The following is a 20919-nucleotide window of genomic DNA, read 5'->3' as shown; positions in this document are numbered from 1 at the left end:
GGTGTCGTAACTCCGCGGCTGTCAGCCGTTCTTGATGCGGTTGGTCAGCTCGGTGACCTGGTTGTAGATCGAGCGGCGCTCGGCCATGAGGGCGCGGATCTTCCGGTCGGCGTGCATGACGGTCGTGTGGTCGCGGCCGCCGAACTGCGCGCCGATCTTCGGCAGGGAGAGGTCGGTCAGCTCCCGGCACACGTACATGGCGATCTGCCGGGCCGTGACCAGTTGGCGGCCGCGCGAACTGCCGCACAGGTCCTCGACCGTGATGCCGAAGTAGTCGGCGGTCGCTCCCATGATCGCCGTGGCGGTGATCTCCGGAGTCGAGTCCTCGCCGCCCGGGATCAGGTCCTTGAGGACGATCTCGGTGAGACCCAGGTCCACCGGCTGCCGGTTGAGCGACGCGAACGCCGTCACCCGGATCAGCGCCCCCTCCAGCTCGCGGATGTTGCGCGAGATGCGGGAGGCGATGAACTCCAGCACCTCCGGAGGGGCGTTGAGCTGCTCCTGCACCGCCTTCTTACGAAGGATGGCGATACGGGTCTCCAGCTCGGGCGGCTGGACGTCGGTGATCAGCCCCCACTCGAAACGGTTCCGCAGCCGGTCCTCCAGTGTGACCAGTTGCTTCGGCGGCCGATCGCTGGAGAGCACGATCTGCTTGTTCGCGTTGTGGAGCGTGTTGAAGGTGTGGAAGAACTCCTCCTGCGTCGACTCCTTGTCCGCGAGGAACTGGATGTCGTCGACAAGAAGGATGTCCATCTCGCGGTACCGCTTGCGGAAGCTGTCGCCCTTGCCGTCGCGGATCGAGTTGATGAACTCGTTGGTGAACTCCTCGGAGCTCACGTACCGCACGCGCGTGCCGGGGTACAGGCTCCGCGCGTAGTGCCCGATCGCGTGCAGCAGGTGCGTCTTGCCGAGCCCCGACTCCCCATAGATGAAAAGGGGGTTGTACGCCTTCGCGGGCGCCTCGGCGACGGCGACCGCGGCCGCGTGCGCGAAGCGGTTGGAGGCGCCGATGACGAACGTGTCGAAGAGGTACTTCGGGTTGAGACGCGCGGTCGGCTCACCCGGGCCGGCCGCCGGTGCGGGCTTCGAGCCCAGCGGCCCGGTCGCCCCCGGACCGCCACGGTGCACATGACCGGAGTTCGAGGACGAACGCGAGTCGGACAGATCGCGGCGCGCGTCGCGCTGGTTGTAGTCCGCGCGGGACTGCTCGTACTCGGCCCGCGACTGTTCGTACTCCGCGCGCTGCTGCTCGTAGGACGGACGCTCCATCGACTGCGGGCGGTAGTCCTGCGTCGGCGGTGCGTACTTGTCCTGCTGCGGCTGGTACGAGTCCTGGGGCTGGCCGTACTGGTCCTTCGCCGGTGACCCGTACTGGTCCTGGGACGGCGGTCCGTACTGGTCCTGCGAGGACGATCCGTACTGGTCCTGCGACGGCGACGCGTACGGGTCCCGCTCCGGGAAACCGAGCCGCTGCTGCTGCCAGCCGTAGTCGTCCTGCGACGGCCGCGGCCAGGCGCCGGGCTCGGGGCGCTGGTACTCCGACGGATAGGCGGGACGGGCGGTGGGCAGTTGGTCGCCGGGGCCGCCCGGGAGCGGATCGGCGCGATGGCGGCCGTAGCCCCCCTCGTACGGGTCACGGTTCTGCTCGGGCTCTTCGTAGCGACGCTGGGGCTGGGCGGGGGGCGCCGGCGGGCCGGAGGGCTCGTTGGCGGAGTCGTCCACGGTGATCGCGATCCGGATCGGCCGGCCGCACTCGCGGCTCAGCGTCTCGCTGACGATCGGGGCGAGGCGCCCTTCGAGCACGCCCTTCGCAAACTCGTTCGGTACGGCGAGCAGGGCGGTGTCGGCGACGAGTGCCAGGGGCTGGCAGCGCCGGATCCAGTGCTCGTCCTTGGTCTCGACACCCTGCCCGCGCCCCTCACCGAGAAGTTGCTCCAGCACTCGTGGCCACACTGCGGCAAGATCGGCAGGTACGTCAGCCACAGGGCACGCTCTCTCACGGGTCCCACGAACGTGTGGTTCGCGGACGGGACGGGATGTACTTCGGGTGGGGCGCTGGGTAAAAGCGTGTCGGGACTGGGGACAAAGGAACGAATCGGAGTCCAGCCACGGTAGTCAGGGCGACGGGTGCGGTTCAAGTTGTTGTCCCCAGCCTGTGGATAGTGTCTCCTCCCGATCGCTGGTTTGACCGGATGGCGCAGCCCCGCGTACCGTGACCAGGTCGAGTTGTCGATGGCTGCTGCCGCCTGCCTCCGATGGGCACAGATCGCATGTGGGTGATCGGTCAGCGGTGCACTCGGGCGTAACTGCGAGCTACTCGTGGGCGCACGGTGACAGCCAGGACGGCACCCGCAACCACCGATTTATTTCTGGAGCCCCCTCGTGAGCAAGCGCACCTTCCAGCCGAACAACCGTCGTCGGGCCAAGACCCACGGCTTCCGCCTGCGGATGCGTACCCGTGCCGGTCGCGCGATTCTCGCGAACCGTCGTGGCAAGGGTCGCGCCAGCCTGTCCGCCTGATCCCGATCAGGTCATGACGTCGTGCTGCCTACCGAGCATCGGCTGAGGCGGCGCGAAGACTTCGCGACCGCGGTACGACGGGGTCGCCGGGCCGGCCGCCCGCTTCTCGTCGTCCACTTTCGTAGCGGTGCCACGGACCCGCACGCGCCAGGGGAGAGCGCTCCCCCGACGCGTGCGGGTTTCGTCGTCAGCAAGGCAGTGGGCGGCGCCGTGGTGCGCAACAAGGTGAAGCGCAGACTCCGTCATCTGATGCGCGAGCGAGTCACCCTGTTTCCCCCCGGTAGCCTGGTAGTCGTACGAGCGCTGCCCGGAGCGGGCGACGCCGACCATGCACAGCTGGCCCAAGACCTGGATGCCGCCATTCAGCGGCTGCTGGGAGGGGGCGCGCGATGAAGTACCCGCTACTGGCGCTGATCAAGCTGTACCAGTGGACGATCAGTCCCTTGCTCGGGCCGGTGTGCAAGTACTACCCGTCGTGCTCCCACTACGGCTACACGGCCATAGACCGGCACGGCGCGATCAAGGGCACCGCGCTCACGGCCTGGCGCATCCTGCGGTGCAATCCGTGGTCGCTCGGCGGTGTGGACCATGTCCCGCCGCGCAAGCGTCCGCGGTGGCACGAGATGCTGCGGGGCGCGGGGCGCGTACACAAGGGCGGGACCTCCGCCGCCGAAACGGCCACTGAAGGGCTGAGTCCTTCGAGCCCGGCCGCAGAGACACCGTCCCATGCCCAAGGAGCATGATTAGTGGACACGATTGCCAGTCTTTTCAGCTTCATCACGACACCCGTTTCCTGGGTCATCGTCCAGTTCCACTCGGTGTACGGGAAGGTTTTCGGTCCCGACACGGGCTGGGCCTGGGGCCTGTCCATCGTGTCCCTGGTGATCCTGATCCGCATCTGCCTGATCCCGCTCTTCGTGAAGCAGATCAAGGCGACCCGGGCCATGCAGACCCTGCAGCCCGAGATGAAGAAGATCCAGGAACGCTACAAGAACGACAAGCAGCGTCAGTCCGAAGAGATGATGAAGCTGTACAAGGAGTCGGGTACCAACCCGCTCTCCTCGTGCCTTCCCATCCTGGCGCAGTCCCCGTTCTTCTTCGCCCTGTACCACGTGCTCAACGGCATCGCGACGGGCTCGACGATCGGCGTCATCAACGACTCGCTGCTCGCCAGCGCACGTAAGGCGCACATCTTCGGTGCCCCGCTCGCCGCGAAGTTCACGGACAGCAGCAGCAAGGTCGAGGCGCTCGGCGCCACGCTGACCGACGTCCGGGTCGTCACCGCGATCATGATCGTGATGATGTCGGCGTCGCAGTTCTACACGCAGCGCCAGCTCATGACGAAGAACGTCGACACCACGGTGAAGACACCGTTCATGCAGCAGCAGAAGATGCTGATGTACGTCTTCCCCGTCATGTTCGCCATCTTCGGCATCAACTTCCCCGTGGGTGTCCTCGTCTACTGGCTGACCACCAACGTGTGGACCATGGGCCAGCAGATGTACGTCATCCGCAACAACCCGACCCCGGGTTCCAAGGCCCAGGCCGCTTACCTGGAGCGCCTCACCAAGCACGTCACGCACCACGAGAAGACCCGCAGCCGGGGCGAGAAGGCCATCGTCAAGGCGATCGTCTCCAAGGGCCGTGAGCGCAACGAGTTCGAGCGCAAGTTCATCAACAGCCTTACCAAGGTGGGCCTCGTGGCCCAGCCGGACGGCACCGTGGTGAAGGGTGAGAGCACGGCGGTGGAGTCCGAGGACGGTACGCCGACCGCGGCCGCCCCCAAGCGCCAGCAGCCCAAGCGGCAGACCAAGTCCCAGCGCCAGTCCTCCGCCGCCGCGAAGGCGACCGACGACAGCGCTGACGACACGGCCGACGACGTCGAGCCGAAGACCTCGCTGAGCAAGTCGGACGAACCCGAGGACGCCAAGCCCGCCACCGCTGCGAAGAAGGCCGCCCCGAAGCCCGCCGGCGGTACCCGCAGCAAGGCCCAGTCCGGACAGCGCAAGGGCCCGCAGCGGCCCAAGTCCCCGTCCAAGAAGTAAGAAGGAGTCCATCCCGTGACGGAAGGCACCACCTCCGCCGCTGCCGAGGGTGCAGACACCCTGTCCCGCCTGGAGCAGGAGGGCGAGATCGCGGCGGACTACCTTGAGGGTCTGCTCGACATCGCCGATCTCGACGGCGATATCGACATGGATGTCGAGGCCGACCGCGCCGCTGTCTCGATCATCAGCGACAGCAGCGGCCGCGACCTCCAGAAGCTCGTCGGCCGTGACGGTGAGGTGCTGGAGGCACTCCAGGAGCTCACCCGCCTGGCTGTGCACCGGGAGACCGGGGATCGCAGTCGGCTGATGCTGGACATCGCGGGTTACCGCGCCAAGAAGCGCACCGAGCTCTCCGAGCTGGGCGCCAAGGCCGCGGCCGACGTGAAGAACACCGGTGAGCCGGTGAAGCTGAACCCGATGACCCCGTTCGAGCGCAAGGTCGTGCACGACGCGGTCAAGGCCGCGGGACTGCGCAGCGAGTCGGAGGGCGAGGAGCCGCAGCGCTTCGTCGTCGTGCTTCCCGCCTGATCGGTCCCTACGGTTCCTCCCGGCCCCGTCTGTTGAGCAGACGGGGCCGAACTTTGTCAGCCTGATAGTCCTGTAGTTCTGGTGGTCCTGGTGATCAGCGCCCAATGCGCTTGTGCGGTACGGAAGGACGGTCCCCCGTGACGGAGGCAGCGGAGCTTCCCCCTGCGCCCGAGCAGGCACGCGAGGTGTTCGGCGATCGCTTCGACGATGCGGTCCGCTACGCCGAGCTGCTCGCCGACGCGGGAGTGCAGCGTGGGCTCATCGGCCCACGTGAGGTGCCCCGCCTGTGGGAGCGGCACCTGCTGAACTGTGCGGTCCTCTCGGAGGTCGTGCCCGACGGAGTGACGGTGTGCGACGTCGGCTCCGGCGCCGGCCTCCCCGGCATTCCCCTGGCACTGGTCCGTGAGGACATCAAGATCACTCTGCTGGAGCCGTTGCTCCGCCGCACGAACTTCCTCAACGAGGTCGTCGAGCTCCTGGGCCTCGATCACGTCACCGTGGTGCGGGGACGCGCCGAGGAGGTCATGGGCAAGCTGCAGCCGGTCCACGTGGTGACGGCCCGGGCCGTGGCTCCGCTGGAGCGGCTGGCCACTTGGGGCATCCCGTTGTTGCGTCCGTACGGCGAAATGCTCGCCCTCAAGGGAGACACGGCTGAGGAGGAGCTCAAGAGCGCGGCGACCGGGCTCAGCAAGCTCGGAGCCGTGGAGACGTCCATCCTCCAGGTTGGCGAAGGGATCGTCGATCCGCTGTCCACGGTCGTCCGTGTCGAGGTCGGTGAGAGCCCTGGCGGAGTGCGCTTCGCCGCCAAGCGGGCCAAGGCGGCCCGTACGGGACGTACACGGCGGCGCCGTTGAGGATGCGTCGACGCCTGAACCGCGTCGCTGATCCGTCCTGACGACGAGACTTACTCCACACAAGCTGCCAAACCTATGCATGCCGGAGTGTCGCGACAGTTCGGCCTCGGCCGCTGTGCATCGTGTTTCACGTGAAACGTCGTTCACTGCTACACGGCATCATCAGTCGTGGCCGCGCCGCGGCCGAACCCCGCGATCGGAAGCCTCTCGGATCACTCGGAGAGGGCACGGAGTTGTCCACAGAGGTGGAATTCTCCACAGAACAACAGGCCTCACTGGTTCACGACCCTGAAGACATGGGAGGCTCTGTTCATTGCGAGCCTGAAGTCGAGGAGAGTGAATCCTTGCGGTCCGACGCCAACATCGCGGGACCGATGACCGATCCGGTCCCCGGTCCCCGTACCGAGTCGATGGGGGAGGATGTTTCACGTGAAACACCGCCCCCTATGGACGACACTCCCATCGGTCGTGCTGCCCAACTGGCGGTGGAAGCTCTGGGCCGTGCCGGCGAGGGCCTGCCACGACCCGAGCAGACCCGAATCATGGTCGTCGCCAACCAGAAGGGTGGGGTGGGCAAGACGACGACGACCGTCAATCTTGCCGCCTCGCTGGCCCTGCACGGTGCCCGTGTTCTGGTGGTCGACCTCGACCCACAGGGCAACGCGTCCACAGCACTGGGGATTGACCACCACGCGGAAGTTCCTTCCATCTACGACGTGTTGGTCGACAGCAGACCTCTCGCCGAGGTCGTGCAGCCGGTCCCCGATGTCGAAGGCCTCTTCTGTGCCCCTGCCACCATCGATCTGGCCGGTGCGGAGATCGAGCTCGTGTCCCTGGTGGCGCGAGAGAGCAGACTGCAGCGGGCGATTCAGGCCTATGAGCAGCCGCTGGACTACATCCTCATCGACTGTCCGCCCTCGCTCGGCCTGCTGACGGTCAATGCGTTGGTCGCCGGCGCGGAGGTCCTCATCCCGATCCAGTGCGAGTACTACGCACTGGAAGGCCTCGGGCAGTTGCTCCGCAACGTCGACCTGGTACGGGGGCACCTCAACCCCAACCTGCATGTGTCGACCATCCTGCTGACCATGTACGACGGCCGGACACGTCTTGCGTCCCAGGTCGCGGACGAGGTGCGCAGTCACTTCGGCGACGAGGTGCTGCGGACGAGCATTCCCCGCTCGGTCCGTATCTCCGAGGCGCCGAGTTATGGGCAGACGGTACTGACCTACGATCCAGGATCGAGCGGTGCCCTCTCCTATTTTGAGGCGGCAAGGGAAATCGCACTGAAGGGTGTGGGCGTCAGCTACGACGCACCGCATGCGCACATCGGCGCTCAGAGCGACCAGAGCATGGTGGAGGGCATCCAGTGAGCGAGCGACGGAGGGGTTTGGGCCGTGGGCTCGGCGCACTGATCCCCGCAGCCCCGACAGGGGAGAAGACGATGGCTCCGGCCGCGACGGGGGGTGGCGCTGCTTCCACGTCCCCCACGGCTGTTCCGGTCATCAACGGCGACCGGGGGGTGGCCGCCGCGAAGGTCACCATGCTCCCGCCGGTCTCCTACGAGACAGAGGACTCGTCGGCGTACGGCACTGTCGAGACGCCGGCGCCTCCCGTAGGTGCCTACTTTGCCGAGCTGCCCCTCGGTGACATCACACCGAACCCGCGCCAGCCGCGCGAGGTGTTCGACGAGGACGCGCTGCAGGAACTCGTCACCTCCATCAAGGAGGTCGGTCTCCTCCAGCCCGTCGTCGTACGGCAGATTGCCCCGACGCGCTACGAGCTCATCATGGGCGAGCGGCGCTGGCGGGCCTGTCGTGAAGCGGGGCTCGAAGCGATCCCGGCGATCGTGCGGGCCACGGACGACGAGAAGCTTCTCCTGGACGCCCTCCTGGAGAACCTGCACCGCGCTCAGCTGAACCCGCTCGAAGAGGCGGCTGCCTACGACCAGTTGCTCAAGGACTTCAACTGCACGCATGACCAGTTGGCGGACCGCATCGGCCGTTCCCGCCCGCAGGTCTCCAACACCCTGCGTCTGCTGAAGCTCTCGCCGTCGGTCCAGCGTCGGGTCGCCGCCGGAGTGCTTTCCGCCGGTCATGCTCGGGCGCTGCTCTCCGTCGACGACTCGGAGGAGCAGGACCGGCTGGCCCACCGGATCGTGGCCGAAGGGCTCTCGGTGCGGGCCGTCGAGGAGATCGTGACCCTGATGGGTTCGCGGCCCCAGACGGCTCAGCGCTCCAAGGGTCCGCGGGCCGGCGCGCTGGTCTCCCCGGCGCTGACCGACCTCGCTACGCGCCTCTCGGACCGCTTCGAGACCCGGGTGAAGGTCGACCTGGGCCAAAAGAAGGGCAAGATCACCGTCGAGTTCGCCTCGATGGAGGACCTTGAGCGGATCCTCGGCTCGCTGGCTCCGGGCGAGGGGCCGGTCCTGCAGAGGAGTCTTCTGGACGACGACTCGGAGGACGAAGCCTGAGCCGTTCATCTGCGGCAGTGGATTCCTGCTCGTCCGACCAGCAGAGCGGGCCGTGTCCGGTGTGTACCGGAACACGGCCCGCTCTTTGCTTTCTGTCGGTATCGATGGAATCGCATCATGGATACGATGCGATCGGGTATGGCGCATCCACCTGGCAGCACCTCTTAGGGGAGGCAGGGGCCATGCGAACGGTGAGCCGCACCGGACTGGTGAGCGCGGGTCTGGGCCTGGGGGCGGTCGGCGGGTTCGTCGGCAGTCTGCTCAGGGAACGCAGCGCTCTGACAGCCGCCCGCGATGCCGCGGGCGAAGGAAGCGAGGATCAGCCTTCATGGGGCGTCGGCTCGTACCGCTCACGTTGGACAATCTCCCGGACCTTCCCCAACGGTGTCGATCCTGCGTCTTCTGGGAGTTGGACCCCGTCAGCGGCCAAGCCGCGGTAAAGGCAGGCACCTCGGCCGGAGAGAAGGAAGCCTGGATCTCCGCGGTCCTGCTGGACTGGGGCTCCTGCGGCCGGGTCGTCTATGTCGATGACGTACCGGTGGGCTTTGTCCTCTACGCGCCGCCTGCCTACGTCCCCCGGTCCACAGCGTTTCCCACGAGCCCTGTCTCACCGGACGCCGTGCAGCTGATGACGGCGTTCATCATGCCGGGCTACCAGGGGCAGGGCCTGGGCCGGGTCATGGTCCAGACAGTCGCCAAGGATCTGCTGCGGCGCGGCTTCAAGGCGATCGAGGCCTTCGGTGATGCCCGAGCGAAAGAGGCCGCCTGCGTCCTGCCTGCCGATCATCTGCTCGCCGTGGGCTTCAAGACGGTCCGCCCGCATCCCACCTATCCGCGACTGCGGCTGGAGCTGCGCACGACGCTCTCCTGGAAGGAGGACGTGGAGCTGGCGCTCGACCGACTCCTCGGGGCGGTACAGAAGGAACCAGCGCTCCGACCGCTCTGAAGCAAATGGGCCGACTCCGGGGAGTCGGCCCATTCGTGGTTTCACGTGAAACATCACTCGGCGATGAAGTCCTCAAGGTCGCGAACGATCGCGGCCTTCGGCTTCGCACCGACGATGGTCTTGGCGACCTCGCCGCCCTGGTAGACGTTCAGGGTCGGGATCGACATCACGCCGTACTTGGCGGCCGTGCCCGGGTTCTCGTCGATGTTGAGCTTCACGACCTCGATCTTGTCGCCGTACTCGGCGGCGATGGCTTCAAGGGACGGAGCGATCTGGCGGCACGGACCGCACCAGGAGGCCCAGAAGTCCACGAGGACGGGCTTGTCGCTCTTGAGGACGTCCTCATCGAAGGAATCGTCGGTCACATTCTTCAGAGTGCCGGCCACGGCGGGCTCCTTAACTTGATCGTGCGGTGGGGCGGATGGGGGTCAGACGGTGGTCTTCGCGGGCTCCGCGTTCTCCTCGTCCGCGAGGGCGGCGAGGAAGCGCTCGGCGTCCAGAGCGGCGGAGCAGCCGGTGCCGGCGGCGGTGATCGCCTGGCGGTAGGTGTGGTCGACTACGTCACCGGCGCCGAAGACACCGGTCAGGTTGGTCCGGGTCGAGGGAGCCTCGACCTTCAGGTAGCCCTCTCCGTCCAGGTCTAGTTGGCCCTTGAAGAGCTCCGTGCGGGGGTCGTGGCCGATCGCGATGAACAGACCTGTCACCGCGAGGTCTGAGAGCTCCCCGGTCTTCAGGTTGCGCAGCTTGAGGCCGGCGAGCTTCGGGTCGCCCTCGATCTCGGCGACTTCGCTGTCCCAGACGAACTTGATCTTCGGGTCGGCGAAGGCGCGTTCCTGCATCGCCTTGGAGGCACGCAGGCTGTCCCGGCGGTGCACGATCGTGACGGACTTGGCGAAGCGGGAGAGGAAGGTCGCCTCCTCCATCGCCGTGTCGCCACCGCCGATGACGGCGATGTCCTGGTCCTTGAAGAAGAAGCCGTCACAGGTGGCACACCAGGAGACACCCCGGCCGGAGAGCGCGTCCTCGTTCGGCAGACCCAGCTTGCGGTGCTGTGAGCCGGTGGTGACGATGACGGCCTTCGCCTTGTGCACCGTGCCCGAGGTGTCCGTGACCGTCTTGATCTCACCGGTCAGGTCGACGGAGACCACGTCGTCCGGAATCAGCTCGGCACCGAAGCGCTCGGCCTGGGCGCGCATGTTGTCCATGAGCTCGGGGCCCATGATGCCGTCCTGGAAGCCCGGGAAGTTCTCCACCTCGGTGGTGTTCATCAGCGCGCCACCAGCGGTGACGGCGCCCTCGAACACCAGCGGCTTCAGCGACGCGCGCGCGGTGTAGAGCGCCGCCGTGTAGCCGGCGGGCCCGGAGCCGATGATGATCACGTTTCGGACGTCGCTCACGGCTTGGTTCCTCGTCTCTGGACTGCGTCAGTACGACCGGTGGTCGCCCCTTTCAGAGCTTCCACCCCACCCAACGGATCCTACGGGGCCCGCATTCCCGGTGTGTCCGGGCACACGGAGACAGCACACGGTAGGGAGGTACCACGCCGACCGGAGATGAGACGTCCGCAGTCAGGGACGCGGGTACGACCGCGTCAGGAGGACCTTGCCAGGGGTGGACATCTGGCTTGTCGTGCAGGCCGCGTCGACGACGTATGCCGTGACGAGGCTGTTGTCGGAAGCGTCGGGCAGCACCACGAGATAAGCGGCGCTTCCGTTGTAGGTGCCCTCCTTGGCACCGAGGACATCCTCGTTGCCGCGGTCGATGCCCTGCCGAATGCAGTCCGGGATGGAGTCGGAAGGCTGGATGAAGGTCTGACTCTGGGGAGTCTTGGTGGAAGACGCCCCGCTGCCGGGGTCGGATTCGGCCTTCCAGGGCTTCTCCCCGCCGGTGGTGCCTCGGCTCGTGGCCGTCTTGGTGGAGAGGAGATCCGAGACCTGGCTCTCCAGCTTCCCTTTGGAGAAGGTGTCAGCGGAGCTTGTCGGGTTCCCCTGAGCCGTGTCGGACGACTTGTGGTCGCCCAGCGACTGGATGAACAGAGAGCCGGCTCCCAGAACGGCTGCCGTGAACACGGCTCCCAGGACGATCCTCCCGCGACGTCCGCTGCGACTCCGGCCCTTGCGTCCGGGACCGGTCGCCGCGTGCGCGCGTCCTGACGGTCGGTCGGCCGCAAGCGATGTTTCACGTGAAACATGAGTCTCGGCGTTCTCGGGGCCCTCACCCGACATGGAGCGGGACGCGCTTACCAACGTCGGAGCGGTCAGGGCCTCGGGCGCGGTCGCACCCAGGAGGGCCTCCGCGGCGAGGGCTGCGTCGATACGGCTCGCGACCTCAGCAGGCATACGCTGTGCACCCGGCAGCGTGCCCAACAGGCCCCGGATCTCCTCCAGCGAGTCGCGGACATCCGCGCAGAGTTCGCACTCGTCCAGATGCCGTTCTACCTCGGCTGTCCTGGACGGAGGGAGTAGGCCCTCGGTGAGGTCGGAGATCTCCGCGACGTCCGGGTGCCCGGCCGTGTCTGTCGTGGATGTCACGCTCGCCCACCTCCGCCCTTCACAGCAGCTGAATCGCTCGGCCCCGCATCCTCGGGACCCGAGTCACGAGGTCCCGCTGCCGGTGGGACGGATGTCCCCTGCGCCCGGTTCCGTCCTGCGCCCGGTTCCTTGTCGTCACCGGCTCTTTCCGGTCGCAGATGGGTGAGCAGCGGAAGCAGTCTGGCTCTTCCGCGAGCGCAGCGGCTCTTCACCGTGCCGGTCGGCACATCGAGCATGCGGGCGGCCTCCGCGACGGGGTAACCCTGCATGTCCACGAGAACGAGGGCGGCGCGCTGATCGGGCGGGAGAGTGCCCAGGGCTTCCAGCAGTTGGCGATGCAGGTCGTTGCGTTCCGCGGGAGCCGAGGCGGACTCGTGCGGCTCCAGGAGCTGTTCCAGGCGTTCCGTGTCGTCGACCGGAGACGTCTTTCTGGAGGCGGCCTTGCGGGCGCGGTCCAAGCAGGCGTTCACCGTGATCCGGTGCAGCCAGGTCGTGACGGCCGACTGGCCGCGGAAGGTGTGGGCGGCCCGGTAGGCGGAGACGAGGGCGTCCTGGACGGCGTCAGCGGCCTCCTCGCGGTCTCCCAGCGTCCGCAGGGCAACGGCCCAGAGCCGGTCCCGGTGCCGCCGTACGAGCTCACCGAAGGCATCGGGGTCGCCTTCAACATGGCGGGCGAGCAGATCCTGATCGCTCGCTCCGTCGTATCCGGCGCCTTCCGCCATCGGACCCCCTCCCCCTCCGGTGAGACGTCAGCCCGTGAACTTCACGTCAGTGATGGCCTGCTTGTAGCCCGCGTTGCTGTACTGATCGCTTTCCGCGTGGGGCAGAGCGGTGAGCCAGACAAGAACGTACCGGCTCTTCACCTGCTTGGTGACCTTCACCGTCGCACTGGTCCCAGTCGTCGTGACGCTGCCGATCTGCGTCATGGAGTCCAGTGAGGAGGGCGACAGCGAGTCCGCCGCGTAGAGCTTCACCGTCGTGTGATCGCCGCTGTAGTAGAGCCCTATGGTCGCCGTGGAGACGTTCTGGGCCGAACCGAGGTCGTAGACGATGCCCACGCCCGGCTTGTACGGCGCGAGCACCGGGCCCCCTATGAAGCTGGAGGTCCGCCAGTACGTCGACGAGTTGCCGTCGTACGTCTTGTCGACGTCGCCCGGATGCTGGGCGTCGCCCTTCGCCACGAACTCCTCGGCGCCCTGGATCGCGAGCGTCTTGACCGGCTTCGTCTTGTCGCCGCTCTTGTCGTTCCCGTCCGTCGTCTGCGTCTGCTTCGTGTCCTCGGACTTGTTGCCCTGGTCCATAAGAGCGTCCGCGAGCTGCCAACTGCCCAGGCCCAGCGCGGCGATGAGCAACGCGGACACGGCCCACTTGAGGGCCTTGCCGGTGCGGCTCTGCAGCGGGGGCGGCGGGGTCGCCACGGTCTGCGGGCCACCGGGATGCGATGGGGAGCGGCCGTACGTGCCCTGTTGGTACGTCGTGCGCTGGTACTCGGGAGGTGCGGTGAACACCGGCTCCGGTGGGCGGATGCGGGGCATCTCGCCGATCGCCTTCACCAGCTCCTCCGGTGTGGTGCATGCCGCTTCGTGCCGGGAGGCCGTGGCACCGTCGTTGGCGAGCGCGCGCATGGCGAGCTCCGACAGACCGCGGTGAACACCTGCGCGCACCTGGTCCGGTGCGATGAGACCGACGCCCTTGGGCAGCCCGGACAGACCGTAGGCGTCGTCCTCGTACGGCCAGCGCTGGGTGAGCGCGGCGTACAGGAGCGCACCGATCGCCTCCGTGTCGGTGCGCTGCGGGGTGTCCGAACTGATGCCGCGCAGCGCCGCGTTGACGGCCAGACCACGGATGCGCCACTGGCCGGACGAGGTGCGCAGCACGGCGTTCGGGTTCAGGCGCAGATGGGCGAGGCCCTCGCGGTGCGCGGCGGCCATGGCCGAGGCGATCTGACTGACCATCTGGTAGGCGTCGTGCACCTCCAGCGGGCCCGGTGCCAGCAGCGCCGTCAGTTCCGTGGCGTCGGGCAGCCATTCGTGCACCACGTAGACGAGGTCGTTCTCCTCCACGGCGTCCAGGACCTGGACGAAGCGGGGATCACCCAGCAGCGCCGAGGAACGGGCCGCGGCCAACACGGAGCGGGCCCTCGAATGGTCCGCCGGCAGGATGTGGACGCCGACGGCACGGCGGAGCTTCTCGTCCACCGCGCGCCAACTGCTGAAGCCGTCCAGACGGGTGACGCACTCTTCGAGGCGATAGCGTCTGGCGAGTTTGTGACCGCTGTGCAGTTCGGGAGGTGAGGCCTTCTCGGTTCCCTCGATCCCGCCGCTCCCCTGTGCCTTGTCGCTTTCCGTGTCCCGCTCCGGGTTCTGGGCCACCCCGTCGGCCGTGGACTGGTCCGCCTTGGCGGTCAGCGGCTCGTCGCCGCTGTTGTCTGCCACGTCGACGGCAGCCGTGCTCCGTTCCGCCACCGTCGCTCCTGCCTCCCCATCCGTTGCACGCTGTCCGACGCCGAAACCAATTGTGCCCACAGTCTGCCGCTATGCACGACACACAGCGGCGGACGATGGTTGTGCGTGTGCCCCCGCCTCAGCGCCCCAAGCGCCCGCGCACCATGCCGACGAGGGAGTTGAGCTCCTCGATGCGCATGCGTCGGGCAGCGACGTAGAAGATTCCGAGCAGTACCGCACCGCCCACCAGAAGCGCGGCGAACGAGCCGACGACCCCCTGGCCGAGCGTATGACCGATCCCGTAGACGGCCGCACCACTGAGCAGTGCGGCCGGCACGGAGGCGATGCAGAGCCGAGCGTACGTCCGCAGCACACGAGCGCCGTCCAGGTCGCCGTCCAGCCGCTTGCGCAGCCGGTTCCAGGCGACCCCGACACCGATCGCGTAGGCGAGACCGTAAGAGGCGGCCATGCCGACCACGGCCCAGCGGGCCGGGAGCATGTAGTAACAGGCCACAGAGGCGCCCGCGTTGACCGCGGCCACGATGACGGTGTTGTAGAAGGGCGTCCGGGTGTCCTCGTAGGCGTAGAACGCGCGCAGGACGACGTACTGCACCGAGTACGGGATCAGGCCGAGGGCGAAGGCCATCAGCATGAAGCCCATGTTGGTGGCCTCGCTGGTCCCCGAGGAGCCGAAGATCAGGGTGCACATCGGGATGCCGAGCGCGAGGAGGCCGAAGGCGATCGGCACGATCGCCACGGCGGTCGTGCGCAGCCCCTGGGAGATATCGTCGCGGACGGCGCCTCGGTCGCCCTCCGCCGCCGAGCGTGAGATGCGCGGCAGCAGGGCGGCCATCAGGGAGACGGTGATGATCGCCTGGGGCAGGCCCCAGATGAGCTGTGCGTTGGCGTAGGCCGCGAAGCCGGTGCCGTCGACGGGCGAGGACTTGCCGGCCGAGGTGGACAGCTGGGTGACGACGAGCGCGCCGGCCTGGTTGGCGAGGACGAAGAGGACGGTCCACTTGGCGAGCGTCGCTGCCTTGCCGAGGCCGTGGCCCTTCCAGTCGAACCGCAGCCGCATCCGGAAGCCGGTCTCCCGCAGGTACGGGATCATCGCGAGCGCCTGGACGACGAGGCCGAGCAGCACACCGACGCCGAGGAGCCGCTGGGCCTCCGGAGGGATGTTCGTGACCTTCATGCCGGAGTCTGCGGAGGTGCCGTACACCCAGATGAACATGCCGAGCGTCACGATGATGACGATGTTGTTCAGGACCGGCGTCCACATCATCGCGCCGAACTTGCCGCGAGCGTTGAGGACCTGGCCCATCACGACGTGGATGCCCATGAAGAAGATCGAGGGCAGGAAGTAGCGGACGAAGGTGACGCCGACCTCGTTGGCCGCCGGGTCGCTGGCGACGGAGTCCGACAGCAGGCGGATCAGATATGGCGCGGCCAGGATCGCGAGCGCGGTGAGCGCACCCAGCGCCACCATGACGAGGGTCAGCAGCCTGTTGGCGAACGCCTCGCCGCCGTCCTCGTCCTCTTTCATGGCCCGGACGAGCTGAGGCACGAAGACGGAGTTGAGGCCGCCGCCGACCGTCAGGATGTAGATCATCGTCGGCAACTGGTAGGCGACCTGGAAGGTGTCACCGAGCAGGCCGACGCCCAGTGCCGAGACGATCAGCGCGGAGCGTACGAAGCCGGTCAGGCGGGAGACCATCGTGCCCGCCGCCATCACGGCGCTCGACTTCAGGAGACCCGTGGCCCGGCCGCCCTTCGCAGGAGCGGCCGCGGGCGCCGGCGCCGTCGGGGTGAGCTGCATCGTCGCATCGGACATCGGCTCCGGAGACGGTGCGGGGGGCACCTGGCCCGAGGACGGCGCAGGGGACGGGCCGGGCACCGCCGGGGGTTCCATCGGCGGGCGTCCGCCGCCCTGGCCCTGGTCCCGGAAGAGATGAGCGAAGGCGTCCGGCTCGTGGTACTCCTCGCTCGCCCCGGTCACCAGGTCGTCCACGCCCACGAACTGCGTCGTCCGGGCGTTGTCGCCGTACGGCAGGTACTGGGTGGGACCCTCCGGCTCCGGCGCTGGGGTCTGCGCCCACACACGGGGGTCGGGGGCGTACGGGGACTGCGGGGGCTGGGCGTAGAGCGGGGGCTGCGGCTGGTATGTGCCCGGAGGCGGCGGAGGGTGCGCGGCGCGGTCGTAGAGCGCCTCGGCGACCGGGTCCTGGGCGGAGAGGTCCTGCGCCCGGTAGGGGTCCTGGTCGTAGGCGTCCTGGAGGTACATGTCCGCGGGGGGCTGCGGCGGCACCTGGCCGTGTTCGGGCGGCGGGCTCTCGGAGTAGCCCGAGCCGCCCGCGCCCTGACCGCGGTCACCGTCGTACGGCGCGTTCATGGTTACCCCACCTCATCGTCCCCGGGCCCACCGGCCACGACATCGCTCAACGGTCCACTCTCTCACCCGTGCCGGACGGGTCGGCGCTTTCCGGTGCGGTGTCCGGTGTCGGGTCACTCGGCTGCTCCGGGTCGTCTGCCCGGGACGGAGTGCCGGACTCCTCCTTGAGACGGTCCTGAGGGCCTTCGGGGTTCTCGGGACCGTCGGGATCCTCGGCCGCCCCGTCGTCGGGGCCCTCCTCCTCCGCTTGGCGGGCGACGGCCCGCTTGCGGTGGGTGTACATCCGGAAGCCGGCGAGGACGAGGAGCAGGACACCGCCGCCGATGACCAACATGACGGTGGCCGTGACCTCGGTGACCTTGACGTCGAAGCTGACGGCCTGGCCGTACTCCTGGCCGTCCTCTGTGTAGAGCTGGGCGATCACGGCCACCTTGCCGTTGGCGTTCGCCGAGGTGGTGAACTTCACCGACTGGCTGTGGCCGCCGTTCACCGTGACCCGCTGCTCCTGGTAGGCCTTGCCGCCGATCTTCAGTCGCGTGGGGCTCGTCGAGGTGAGGCGCAGGAACAGGTGGCCGACGCCCTGCACCAGGTTGTTCTGCACGGTCACAGGGATCGTGGCACTGCGGCCCGAGAGTTTGGTCTCGGACTTGTCGATCAGCTTGACCTGGTTGGTGAGGTCTTCGAGATAGTCCAGCACGCCCTGGCGGAAGTTCGTGGCCTCGCCGGCCTCCCCGCGCCACGATGTGGACATCTCACGGTTCAAGGCCCGCCCGAAGGGGGTCACCACCCGGGACTCGTCGGTGAGGATCACGCGGAAGTTGTCGAGCTTGTCCTGGGTGGTCGCGATCTCCTCGAAGGCCGACTTCGGCAGCTCCTGCTTGCGCAGCGAGGACGGGTACGCGGAGGACGACGGGACCTTGGTGGTGGCGCTCGGGTCCGGCTTGGCCTTGGCCGCCGCGGCGAGATCCTGCGACTCGCTCCACTCGCTGCCCTGGAGGGTCGTCAGCGCCTCGGCCATCGCCTGGGCCTGGCTCGCGGTCGGCATGCGCTGCGGGGCGACGACGATGCTGCGCTGCTTGTCCGTCTGCAGGTCGAGCGCCAGGCTCTGGGCGAGGAACTGCTGCTCCGCGAGCGTGGCGGACCCGGCCTTCGTCAGATCCCCCTCGAACGCCGTCGAGAGCCGTGCGTCCGCGACCACGGCCGTCGTGCCGCCGCCGATGGGGCGGGCCGCGGAGGGCGTGTACGGCAGCCCGCCGGTCTCCTGGAGGCTGTCGCTGCGGGCGATCACCTTGTCGGCGCCTGCCGAGGTGGCGACCTTGATGATCGACGGGTCCACGGCGCCGTTCACCGGCCAGGCGAAGTCAGTGCTCGGCGTCACGTGAAGCACCGTCTCCACGGTGCTGGCGGCGACGTCGGTGGCGTCCTTGAGGTGGCTCAGCGAGCCGGTGACGCTGGTGCCGTTGTGGGCGAGGGACGCCAGGTCCGGGTCGGCGAAGGGGAGGGCGACGACCTCCTTGTCCGCCACCACCGACTGCAACTCGGCGAGCCATGCCTTGGCGACCGCCTGGTGGGTGCCGGTCGTCGTGGTGTCGCCGTCTCCCTGGATCTTGTAGCTGCGGGTCATCGCGTCCACGGAGGCCAGCAGGTCAGGGTCGATCACCCAGGTGACGTCGAGATCCTTGCCCAGCGACAGCATCTGGTCGAGCCGACCGCCCGGGGAGATCTCCTTCGCGAGGTCGTCATTGAGGAAGACCGGTGTCTGCTGCTCGTTGGAACCGGTCTGCGCCGTCATGTGGACGTTGGAGACGAGCGGCCACAGATACGTCGTCTTCGTCCTCGTGTCCGCCTCGTCGGGCTGCCATGGCAGGAACGTCCGCTGGATGCCCAGCACCTGCTCCCACGGCTGCGCCGAGGTCTGGCCGGAGAGCGAGACAGCGAGCGGGTAGACGCCGTCGTCGCCGAGGTCCAGCTTGTCGACCGGTACGGAGAGCGTGAAGGGCTCGGCGACGCCCGGAGTGAGCTTGGCGAACTTCTCGGTGTACTTGTCGCCGACCTCCGAGCCGTCGACGCCCTGGACGTAGTCGGTGCGCTTGGCGACGGTGTCGATCGCGGAGCGGGTGGTCAGTGCCTGTCCCAGGCGCAGGCCCACATGGGCGCCGGTGACCGCCTGCTTGCCGTTGTTCGTCACCGTCCCGGAGATGGTCAGCGTGTCCCCGTCCGTGGGGCTGCTGGGGCTGAACGTATCCACGGAGACGGACACGGTCTGCGAGCCGGAGGCGGCCTTCGCGGACGTCTGCTCGGCCGCACCGGCGGTGGCGACGGCGGACAACTGGAGGAGGCCGGCCAGCAGAGGCGCGCCGGCGAGCAGTGCGCCGGTGCGCCGCAGCCACCGGCGGGCAGGTGAGGGACTCATCCCCTGGAAGTCTGCCGCCTCGGCCACGCGCTCGCCCGTCCCTCGTCATCGTCAGTGGTCGTCGCAATGTGCGTCCACGCATGGTAACGATGCGCGCTGAGGGGAAGTGCCGCGGTCTGCTCCACAAGATCGGAGAACGGTGCCGGACCGTCCCGTATGTGCGCTTATCAAGGGGAGCACTGGTGTACGTCGTAAGGGCGTCGGTTGTGCGGGTATCTGCGGACGTGCCCGTGCACGTTTAATGGAGGCGCTCGCGGTGGCCTGGGCCACGTACCCTTTTCTGTTGTGCCGAACGCCAACGAAGACAAACCCAGTGCCCTGAGCCAGGCGCAGTACCGAGCGGACAGCGAACTGCTGCGAATGGCTCCCGTCACCGACGAACTCGCCCGCCGTTTTCAGGAGGCCGGGTTCTCCCTCGCCCTGGTCGGCGGCTCGGTACGGGACAGGTTGCTCGGCCGGCTCGACAACGATCTGGACTTCACGACGGACGCACGGCCCGAGAACGTACTGAAGATCGTCCGGCCGTGGGCGGACGCCGTGTGGGAGGTCGGGATCGCCTTCGGCACGGTGGGGGTGCAGAAGGACGGCTACCTGATCGAGGTGACCACGTACAGGTCGGAGGCCTACGACCGGACCTCACGCAAACCCGAGGTGTCGTACGGCGACTCCATCGAGGAGGACCTCATCCGGCGCGACTTCACGGTGAACGCGATGGCTGTCGCGCTTCCGGAGAAGGAGTTCGTCGACCCGCACGGCGGCCTTGACGACCTCGCGGCCCGGGTGCTGCGGACCCCGGGCACTCCCGAGGCGTCCTTCTCGGACGATCCTCTGCGGATGATGCGGGCGGCGCGGTTCGCCGCTCAGCTCGACTTCGAGGTCGCTCCCGAGGTGGTCGCCGCGATGAAGGAGATGTCGGGGCGGATCGAGATCGTCTCGGCCGAGCGGGTGCGGGACGAGCTGAACAAGCTGATCCTCTCCGCGAACCCTCGCAAGGGACTGACCCTGCTGGTCGACACCGGGCTCGCGGACCACGTCCTGCCCGAGCTTCCCGCCCTCCGTCTGGAGAGCGACGAGCACCACCGGCACAAGGATGTCTACGAACACACGCTGATCGTTCTGGAGCAGGCGATGGAACTGGAGGAGAACGGTCCCGACCTCACCCTCCGCCTGGCCGCGCTGCTGCACGACATCGGCAAGCCGCGGACCCGCCGTTTCGAGAACGACGGCCGGGTCTCGTTCCACCACCACGAAGTGGTCGGCGCGAAGATGACCAAGAAGCGCATGCTGGCGCTCAAGTACTCCAACGACCTGGTGAAGGACGTCTCGCGTCTCGTCGAACTCCACCTGCGTTTTCACGGCTACGGCACCGGCGAGTGGACCGACTCGGCCGTCCGCCGCTACGTCCGTGACGCCGGCCCACTCCTGGACCGCCTCCACAAGCTGACCCGCTCGGACTGCACCACACGGAACAAGCGCAGGGCCGCCACGCTGTCCCGTGCGTACGACGGTCTGGAAGAGCGCATCGCGCAGTTGCAGGAGCGGGAGGAGCTGGACTCGATCCGCCCCGACCTCGATGGAAACCAGATCATGGAGATCCTGGGCGTCCCGCCCGGGCCGGTCATCGGTCGTGCCTACAAGTTCTTGTTGGAACTGCGGCTGGAGAACGGGCCGATGGAGCATGACGCGGCCGTGGCCGCGCTCAAGGAGTGGTGGGCCTCGGAGAGCTGAGGTTGTGGAACGGGGTCATGTTTCACGTGAAACATGACCCGGACAGCA

At 67.8% G+C, this 20919-nt stretch carries 18 protein-coding genes; 10 read left to right on the top strand and 8 right to left on the bottom strand.

Features of this window, described 5'->3' with window-relative positions:
• Positions 1-21: 21 nt before the first annotated feature.
• Positions 22-1983 carry a chromosomal replication initiator protein DnaA gene (gene dnaA / locus AB0M63_RS11460; protein ID WP_366019201.1) on the bottom strand — a complete coding sequence of 654 codons (1962 nt, stop codon included), beginning with the start codon at positions 1981-1983 and terminating at the stop codon, positions 22-24.
• A 399-nt stretch (positions 1984-2382) separates the two neighbouring features.
• Between dnaA and rpmH the strand changes: the two genes are divergently transcribed.
• The 9 genes from rpmH (at position 2383) to AB0M63_RS11415 (ending at position 9363) form a co-directional block, all read left to right on the top strand.
• Positions 2383-2520 carry a 50S ribosomal protein L34 gene (gene rpmH / locus AB0M63_RS11455; protein WP_006381191.1) on the top strand — a complete coding sequence of 46 codons (138 nt, stop codon included), beginning with the start codon at positions 2383-2385 and terminating at the stop codon, positions 2518-2520.
• Between the two features lie 21 nt (positions 2521-2541).
• The gene (rnpA, locus tag AB0M63_RS11450; protein ID WP_366019200.1) at positions 2542-2913 is read left to right on the top strand and encodes a ribonuclease P protein component; all 372 of its coding nucleotides are present in this window, start codon (positions 2542-2544) and stop codon (positions 2911-2913) included.
• Positions 2910-3263, top strand: a complete 354-nt coding sequence (gene yidD / locus AB0M63_RS11445; RefSeq protein WP_355919919.1) for a membrane protein insertion efficiency factor YidD — start codon at positions 2910-2912, stop codon at positions 3261-3263. The genes rnpA and yidD overlap by 4 nt, the downstream gene beginning before the upstream one ends.
• Positions 3264-3266: 3 nt before the next feature.
• A complete protein-coding gene (gene yidC / locus AB0M63_RS11440; RefSeq protein ID WP_355919922.1) occupies positions 3267-4565 on the top strand; it encodes a membrane protein insertase YidC in 1299 nt (432 codons plus the stop codon).
• 15 nt (positions 4566-4580) lie between these two features.
• On the top strand, positions 4581-5093 hold the full coding sequence (locus AB0M63_RS11435) for a R3H domain-containing nucleic acid-binding protein (RefSeq protein ID WP_019055151.1): 513 nt from the start codon (positions 4581-4583) through the stop codon (positions 5091-5093).
• Between the two features lie 137 nt (positions 5094-5230).
• Positions 5231-5947, top strand: a complete 717-nt coding sequence (gene rsmG, locus AB0M63_RS11430; RefSeq protein WP_355919926.1) for a 16S rRNA (guanine(527)-N(7))-methyltransferase RsmG — start codon at positions 5231-5233, stop codon at positions 5945-5947.
• A gap of 296 nt (positions 5948-6243) precedes the next feature.
• The gene (locus tag AB0M63_RS11425; RefSeq protein WP_355920014.1) at positions 6244-7317 is read left to right on the top strand and encodes a ParA family protein; all 1074 of its coding nucleotides are present in this window, start codon (positions 6244-6246) and stop codon (positions 7315-7317) included.
• The gene (locus AB0M63_RS11420) at positions 7314-8417 is read left to right on the top strand and encodes a ParB/RepB/Spo0J family partition protein (RefSeq protein WP_355919929.1); all 1104 of its coding nucleotides are present in this window, start codon (positions 7314-7316) and stop codon (positions 8415-8417) included. Before AB0M63_RS11425 ends, AB0M63_RS11420 begins: the two co-directional genes overlap by 4 nt.
• Before the next feature lie 328 nt (positions 8418-8745).
• Positions 8746-9363, top strand: coding sequence for a GNAT family N-acetyltransferase (locus AB0M63_RS11415; protein WP_355919932.1), 618 nt, complete (start codon positions 8746-8748; stop codon positions 9361-9363).
• A gap of 53 nt (positions 9364-9416) precedes the next feature.
• Here the strand turns inward: AB0M63_RS11415 and trxA are convergent, their stop codons facing one another.
• The 7 genes from trxA to AB0M63_RS11380 form a co-directional block, all read right to left on the bottom strand.
• Positions 9417-9749: a thioredoxin gene (gene trxA, locus AB0M63_RS11410; protein ID WP_355919935.1), complete on the bottom strand. Its 333-nt coding sequence runs from the start codon at positions 9747-9749 to the stop codon at positions 9417-9419.
• Positions 9750-9791: 42 nt separating this feature from the next.
• Positions 9792-10760 carry a thioredoxin-disulfide reductase gene (gene trxB, locus AB0M63_RS11405; RefSeq protein ID WP_355919937.1) on the bottom strand — a complete coding sequence of 323 codons (969 nt, stop codon included), beginning with the start codon at positions 10758-10760 and terminating at the stop codon, positions 9792-9794.
• A 171-nt stretch (positions 10761-10931) separates the two neighbouring features.
• The gene (locus tag AB0M63_RS11400) at positions 10932-11894 is read right to left on the bottom strand and encodes a hypothetical protein (RefSeq protein ID WP_366019199.1); all 963 of its coding nucleotides are present in this window, start codon (positions 11892-11894) and stop codon (positions 10932-10934) included.
• Positions 11891-12616 (bottom strand): RNA polymerase sigma factor SigM, encoded by a 726-nt coding sequence (gene sigM, locus AB0M63_RS11395; protein WP_355919943.1) that lies wholly within the window; start codon positions 12614-12616, stop codon positions 11891-11893. Before sigM ends, AB0M63_RS11400 begins: the two co-directional genes overlap by 4 nt.
• Positions 12617-12643: 27 nt before the next feature.
• On the bottom strand, positions 12644-14359 hold the full coding sequence (locus tag AB0M63_RS11390; RefSeq protein WP_355919946.1) for a protein kinase family protein: 1716 nt from the start codon (positions 14357-14359) through the stop codon (positions 12644-12646).
• 118 nt (positions 14360-14477) lie between these two features.
• A complete protein-coding gene (murJ, locus tag AB0M63_RS11385; RefSeq protein WP_355919949.1) occupies positions 14478-16730 on the bottom strand; it encodes a murein biosynthesis integral membrane protein MurJ in 2253 nt (750 codons plus the stop codon).
• Positions 16731-16776: 46 nt separating this feature from the next.
• Positions 16777-19170: a DUF6049 family protein gene (locus AB0M63_RS11380; protein WP_366019198.1), complete on the bottom strand. Its 2394-nt coding sequence runs from the start codon at positions 19168-19170 to the stop codon at positions 16777-16779.
• Positions 19171-19428: 258 nt separating this feature from the next.
• Here AB0M63_RS11380 and AB0M63_RS11375 point away from each other — a divergent pair, with 258 nt between their 5' ends.
• Positions 19429-20871, top strand: a complete 1443-nt coding sequence (locus AB0M63_RS11375; protein WP_366019197.1) for a CCA tRNA nucleotidyltransferase — start codon at positions 19429-19431, stop codon at positions 20869-20871.
• Positions 20872-20919: the final 48 nt, after the last annotated feature.

This window comes from Streptomyces sp. NPDC051576 (genome assembly GCF_040681835.1).
Taxonomy (GTDB): domain Bacteria; phylum Actinomycetota; class Actinomycetes; order Streptomycetales; family Streptomycetaceae; genus Streptomyces.
Note: the sequence above shows the minus strand (reverse complement) of the source record. Positions and strands in the feature narration are given on the sequence as shown.

Bases quoted from the DNA above. Each gene is read 5' to 3' on its own strand.
- AB0M63_RS11425 (WP_355920014.1), top strand. From the start codon at position 6,244: ATGGGAGGCTCTGTTCATTGCGAGCCTGAAGTCGAGGAGAGTGAATCC.
- sigM (WP_355919943.1), bottom strand. From the start codon at position 12,616: ATGGCGGAAGGCGCCGGATACGACGGAGCGAGCGATCAGGATCTGCTC.
- yidD (WP_355919919.1), top strand. From the start codon at position 2,910: ATGAAGTACCCGCTACTGGCGCTGATCAAGCTGTACCAGTGGACGATC.
- AB0M63_RS11415 (WP_355919932.1), top strand. From the start codon at position 8,746: ATGGGGCGTCGGCTCGTACCGCTCACGTTGGACAATCTCCCGGACCTT.
- murJ (WP_355919949.1), bottom strand. From the start codon at position 16,730: ATGAACGCGCCGTACGACGGTGACCGCGGTCAGGGCGCGGGCGGCTCG.